At 54.1% G+C, this 3,989-nt stretch carries 4 protein-coding genes and 1 pseudogene; all 5 read left to right on the plus strand.

Annotated elements, in window-relative coordinates; all coding sequences use genetic code 11:
• The first annotated feature begins 148 nt into the window (after positions 1-148).
• Positions 149-550, plus strand: a complete 402-nt coding sequence (locus tag Z052_RS07675; protein ID WP_099288944.1) for a hypothetical protein — start codon at positions 149-151, stop codon at positions 548-550.
• Entirely contained in the window at positions 551-2,038 is a 1,488-nt protein-coding gene (locus tag Z052_RS07680) for a ThiF family adenylyltransferase (protein WP_099288945.1), read from the plus strand.
• A 141-nt stretch (positions 2,039-2,179) separates the two neighbouring features.
• Positions 2,180-2,611, plus strand: a complete 432-nt coding sequence (locus tag Z052_RS07685; RefSeq protein WP_099288946.1) for a DUF1810 domain-containing protein — start codon at positions 2,180-2,182, stop codon at positions 2,609-2,611.
• A 240-nt stretch (positions 2,612-2,851) separates the two neighbouring features.
• A complete protein-coding gene (locus tag Z052_RS07690) occupies positions 2,852-3,733 on the plus strand; it encodes a metallophosphoesterase (RefSeq protein ID WP_099288947.1) in 882 nt (293 codons plus the stop codon).
• Positions 3,734-3,989, plus strand: a pseudogene (locus Z052_RS07695) (hypothetical protein); the annotation flags it as partial. It abuts the gene before it with no gap.

Raw genomic sequence — 3,989 nt, forward strand, 5'->3', positions numbered from 1 at the left:
CTTTTTATCTTCGACCGCCGCGAGAGCGTCGCGGAGGTCGTCAAGAGTGGCGGCGTCAAGCGTGGACATACTTGCTAATCACACTCTAACCTAAAGAATATTTAGCTGACAGTATTAGTTTCCAGCCGGGGGAGGGCAACGTCTTCGGATGAAACGCGGCCGCGCATACGAGGAAGCCGAGAAACTCGGTGACCGGTATCCGGTTCGCTATAGTGAATCAGATCGCCGGGTCATAATCGAGCGGTTCGACTATCCGGAGGGGTGGAGTCCGCGATTTGCGCCGCTCCGATACGACCTTCCGGACACCTACCCTCGGGATATCCCAACTGTCTACGTCTCGGGGGACGTTTCGTACGAACATCGAAACCCAGAGCACCTGCTCAACCGAATTCACCCGTCAGATGATGACGACGGAGAGTGGGCAAAGTGGTGTATCAGAGACCATCGCGTCGGGTGGGACGCTAAGCACGATTCGCTCGTCAAATTAACCAGCATGATGCGAGCCTCATTGGCTAGTCCGCACACCGATAATCCCTTCGAGGAGGCATAAATGCGCACCCTCAGACTCTCAGCGAAAACCGTTCGCCGTCTCCGCGAGACGCTACTCAAGGACGATGAACAAGAGCGATTCGCCTTTGTGTATGCCGGCGACGAAGGGAATTTGCTAGCTCATCAAGTCGTCACTGTCGACGATGATGCGATGGCTCGGCAATCGAAGACCGCCTGCCGGCCCGCTCCTGAAATCGAACGAGAACGCCTCAGCGAGTGTTATGACCAACAGCTCGCCCCGGTGTTGGCCCACAGCCATCCATTCTCCGCGGACCCCCGATTCAGTAGCATTGACGTGGAGTCTATGGGACGGTTCCGTGAGTGGATTACTGGGTTGTTTCCGGATCGGTCCTTTGGCTTTGCTGTTGTCGGAACCAACGGTATCGAAGTTGTCGCCGACGATGAGACACGTCTTGAGGCGATCGATGTCGAGGTTCTCGGCGAGTGGAAGCTGGATCGCCCAGTTACTGGTAGTAACTCCCGGTTTGATATCGACGCAGACGCGTCCGCACACGAAGACCAACGCTACGACCGAAATGTTCGGGCTTTTGGCAATGACGGCCAGCAGCGTCTCGAGTCTACGACTGTCGGTATTGTCGGCGTTGGCGGAATCGGATCGATGGTCGCCGAACAGCTCTCTCGGCTCGGCGTTGGCGAAGTCGTACTCGTTGATCCCGACGAGGTAGAAGAGAGTAACCTCTCGCGGATCAGCGGCGTGTTTGACCATCAGATCGGCGAGCCGAAAGTCACAGCTCTCCGTGAGCACCTCTTACAATCGTCTGGCGGATCTCTGTCGGTTACCACAGTCCAAGAGCGGATTCAGAACTGTCCGTCAGTGCTTGACGATTGTGACACCATCATCGGCTGTGTTGATTCGGTTAGCGCCCGCTCATTTTGTAACGAGTACGCGGTCAAGCAGTTACAGTACTATCTCGACGCCGGTGTGCGAATCGATACGCCTGACCGAACCGCTACTGGAACCAGCTCTGATGGGATGACGGCCGAGCAGGGTTCCAAAGAGTCCAACGAGACGGCGATAGAAGAGCCAGTACAGACGGATGATCAGACGGTCGAAATGACTGGGTACGTCCACCTGGTGGCCCCCGGAAGCAACGCTTGCTTCGACTGTCTGGGACGTCACGACCAGGCCGCAGCACGGATCGAACAGCTGTCACCCACGGAACGAAGTGCGGAACAGGAACGTGGGTACATTGATGACGACGAACTGGCACCCGAACCGGCCGTTGTCCACCTCAATGGTCAGTGTGCGTCGAAAACTGTCTCGGTACTCGTCGATTTAGTGACCGGTGTTCACACGCCACCGGACTTCATCCGATACGAGGACCACGCTCATGAGATGACCGAACTGACGACTGCGCCCTCTGAGCACTGTCCGACCTGTGGTACGGATGGTGTCCTCGGTGTCGGCCAACGCTCGTTCGGTGACGCTCATTTCGAGCCTGCCGAGACACCGGTCGAGTCGGATTGAAACACGCTCCGGCGCCACGCGGCGCCGGGTTCCCCCTTCGATCAGCCACTTCCCACAACCTACGGCAACGGCAGTATATTGATTTTGAACACGAGTTTCGTGGATTAGTCTTTATATTCACATAAGATCAACACTGCTAATATGTCGGATTCTGGCGACCCGTTCAATTTACAACGGTTCGTTGAGGCTCAAGAACCGGTGATCGATGACGTGAAACAGGAGTTACGATCCGGCCGGAAGCGTAGCCACTGGATGTGGTATGTCTTTCCACAGATTGCCGGTCTTGGCCGTAGTGAAATGTCTCGTCGATACGCGATTACTTCGCGAAAAGAAGCGGAAGCCTATCTCTCTCATTCTATTCTCGGTCCACGGTTGCGGGAATGTACTGACCTTGTGAATGCCCTCGATGGACGGTCTGCTAACGACGTGTTCGGATCTCCAGATGATCTAAAGTTTCGATCTTCGATGACACTTTTTGAGGCAGTTGCCGACGATCCAGAGCCGTTTGAGACGGCGCTTGAGAAGTACTACGACAGCGATCGGGATCAAAAGACGCTCGAGCGATTGGATTGATATCTTCCACGCGCTGAACAGAAGCCGAACTATACTGAGACGCTTAACGCTGGCCTGTGCTGTGTAACAGATGGTCCAGATGGCAGAGCAAACTACGAACGCGAGGCTTGTCCTTTGTATTCTCGGTGACTAATATCCACCTGTATCTTCAATTACGCAAGCCTACGTACCGAAGACGGACGAATCATTTCAGTCGATAAACTACAAGAACCATATGGCCAAGCATTGATAGAGACAAGTATGAGGGTCCTCGTCTGCAACGACCTTCATCTCAAGCCCGCAGCGAGTGACTACGATATCGACGCGATGGCGGTTCCAGATAGCGCCGACGCTGTATTCATTGCTGGTGATCTCACGCATCGAGACGGGATTGATGACATCGCACTCGCACGCCAGTTCATCAATCAATTCGATATTGATGTGTTTTACGTCCCCGGAAACCACGACCATGCTCCAATGCCCGAGCGTGTTGTCGACGGATTCGAGCACGCAACCAATGGTCACAATGTGACCCGTGAGTATGGATCGTGTTCAGTCGTCGGGTGGGGATGTGAGTCTCGATCACTAGATGATGCGCTCGATCAAGCAGCGTTTTCTACCCTTGACCCCCGGACCGCTCCACGTGGTGAGCGGCGATATCGGGCAGATCAAACTGCGGATACTATCGAAAACGCACTCCATGATATCGTCACCGACCAAGCGACCACACATGATATCGCTGATGAACTCGGTATCGCTGACGAGAACATCCCGACATTTCGTCGGAGCGCCCAAACTATCCAAGAGACGTACACCCACCTTTTAGATCTTGTCGGTGATCGGTCAAACGTAATTTTGATCTCTCATCTATCCCCATTCAACACATCTTTCGATCGGCATCACTCGACAGGAACGCGCGAAGAGGATCGTGAAGAGTTCCATACGGGCTCAATCGCGCTAAAACTCATCACACGGACTCACGACATCTACGCAACAATTAGTGGCCACTCACATGCGTTTGGATATGACACCGGAGCGGGCAATATAACTGTCCCACACATGCTCAATCTCGGCTATCGGGGACTCGGTATCGTTGATATCGATCCCGCTGATGGTGTCTTCAGTTTCACCGATGTTGGATAAGTGGCTAAGTTCCACCACGAAAATATCTTCAGAGACCGAGAAGCAGGATATACGAAGATGGACATCCCACCGGCTACCACCGAAAAAATCCCCGGCGATCCGCTGATCGTTCACATTAGCGATATCCACGGCTACCTCACAGACGCTCAAAGCGCATTGGGCGCTGTCGGCGACGCTGAGCAGTATCCAGATCTCGTCACGACCGATGAGAGTGACCAGCTCCATTGGGCGGACAACGATTATACTCACCGACAGA

Source organism: Halorubrum sp. C191, assembly GCF_002727095.1.
In the GTDB taxonomy this organism is placed as follows: domain Archaea; phylum Halobacteriota; class Halobacteria; order Halobacteriales; family Haloferacaceae; genus Halorubrum; species Halorubrum ezzemoulense.

Coding starts and splice junctions, on each gene's coding strand:
- Z052_RS07675 (WP_099288944.1), top strand. CDS start 149: ATGAAACGCGGCCGCGCATACGAGGAAGCCGAGAAACTCGGTGACCGG.
- Z052_RS07680 (WP_099288945.1), top strand. CDS start 551: ATGCGCACCCTCAGACTCTCAGCGAAAACCGTTCGCCGTCTCCGCGAG.
- Z052_RS07685 (WP_099288946.1), top strand. CDS start 2,180: ATGTCGGATTCTGGCGACCCGTTCAATTTACAACGGTTCGTTGAGGCT.
- Z052_RS07690 (WP_099288947.1), top strand. CDS start 2,852: ATGAGGGTCCTCGTCTGCAACGACCTTCATCTCAAGCCCGCAGCGAGT.